Source organism: Pseudomonas sp. 05N433 (genome assembly GCF_056396925.1).
The window spans coordinates 1-1829 of sequence record NZ_JBFTML010000124.1 but is presented as its reverse complement, the minus strand read 5'-3'; the positions used below and the strand labels follow the sequence as shown (position 1 = coordinate 1829).

General features: G+C 64.4%; 1 protein-coding gene. It reads right to left on the bottom strand.

Annotation, left to right across the window (positions count from 1 at the left end; genetic code table 11):
* Nucleotides 1–1829 (bottom strand): VCBS domain-containing protein (locus AC1DIS_RS29945; RefSeq protein ID WP_477781297.1); only part of this gene is annotated, 1829 nt, incomplete at both ends.

Below are 1829 nucleotides of genomic sequence, written 5' to 3'. Positions count from 1 at the left end.
GTTGCCAGCGCCTGCGTCGACGTCTGCCACCGACAGACCGCTGAGCTTGAATGCGGCGTCTTCATTCGTCGTGTAGCTTGCCGGCAACGTGTTCACCGGCGTGTCGTTGAGCGCGGTGATGCCGATGGTGACGCTGTGCGAGATGCTGCTGTCGATGCCGTCGCTGACCAGAACGTTCACCGTCCGATCAGAAGTGGTCGGCGTATTGCTGGAGTTGTTGTAGAGGATGCCGTCCAGAATCGTCTGGTATGTGGCCTTGCTGGCCAAACCGGTGATCGACAGCACGCCGGTGCTGGTGGTGTAGCTGACCGTCAGGCCGGCCGCTGCGGTAGTGGCGCTCGCGTTAAGCGATAGCGACTCGGTGGTGTTGCCGTCAGGGCGCACCGTCAGCGTCGCCGTCATCGAGGTCAGGTTGGCCGAGTCGACGTCGGTAATGGTCGCCGACGGGGCGATCAGCACGGAGGTCTGTTCGGTGAAGGCTGCGGTCGCGTCGTTGCCGGCGCTTCCACCGTTCAGGTCGGTTACCGGTGCATCGTTAGTGCCGTTGATGGTGACGCTGACCGAGGTCTCGGTGCCATCAGCACTGAGTACCGCGAAGGTGTCGGTCAGGCTGTCGCCGACATTGAGTGCATCGAAGGCCGAGTTGGCGGTATAGCTCCAGTTACCCGCGGCATCGATGGCGAAGGCCCCGTTGGCGCCAGCGGTGCCGGACTGCGCCTGGAAGCTTTCCGGGCTGTCGATATCGCTGATGGTCAGGCTGCCGCCGGTGGTCAGCGGAGCATTGGTTTCGGTCAGCGTGACGCTGGCCGAGGACAGCACTGCGGCATCGTTGCTGCCGGTGACGGTCACGGTCACCAGTTGGGTGTCGACGCCGCCGAGGCCATCGCTGACCTGCACGCTGAACACTTCATCGTGACTCTCGCCGGCCTTCAGTGATTGCACGGCACTGGCGACGCCATCGCTGCCGTTGGCCAGGGTGTAGGTCCACTGGCCCGTGCTGTCGACGGCGATCGAGCCATAAGTGCCGGTATTGGACCCGGCAATACTCCAGGTGGCGGTGGCCGCATGATCAATGTCGGCCGAACTGAACTGACCGCTGACGCTGAGGCTGGTGTCCTCCTGCACCGCGCCCACCTCATTGCCCGACGCGAAGCTGAGCACCGGCGCATCGTTGCTGCCGGTGACGGTGACAGTCACTTGCTGGGTGTCGACACCGCCGAGGCCATCGCTGACCTGGATGGTGAACACTTCGTTATGGCTCTCGCCGGCCTTCAGCGATTGCACGGCACTGGCGACACCATCGGTGCCATTGGCCAACGTGTAGGTCCATTGACCGGTGCCGTCCACCGCGATCGAGCCGTAGCTGCCGGTATTGGACCCGGCAATGCTCCAGGTGGCGGTGGCCGCATGGTCGATGTCGCTCGAGCTGAACTGGCCGCTGACGCTAAGTGTGGTGTCTTCCTGCACGGCGCCGACATCGTTGCCGCTCGCGAAGCTGAGCACCGGCGCATCGTTGCTGCCGGTGACGGTCACGGTCACCTGCTGGGTGTCGACGCCGCCGAGGCCATCGCTGACCTGGATGCTGAACACCTCGTCATGGCTCTCGCCGGCCTGCAGCGATTGCACGGCACTGGCGACACCGTCGGTGCCGTTGGCCAAGGTGTAAGTCCACTGACCGCTGCCGTCGACGGCGATCGAGCCGTAGGTTCCAGTTGCCGAGCCATTGATCGACCAGGTCGCGGTGGCCGCATGGTCGATGTCGCTCGAGCTGAACTGGCCGACCAGGTCGCGGTGGCCGCATGGTCGATGTCGCTCGAGCTGAACTGGCC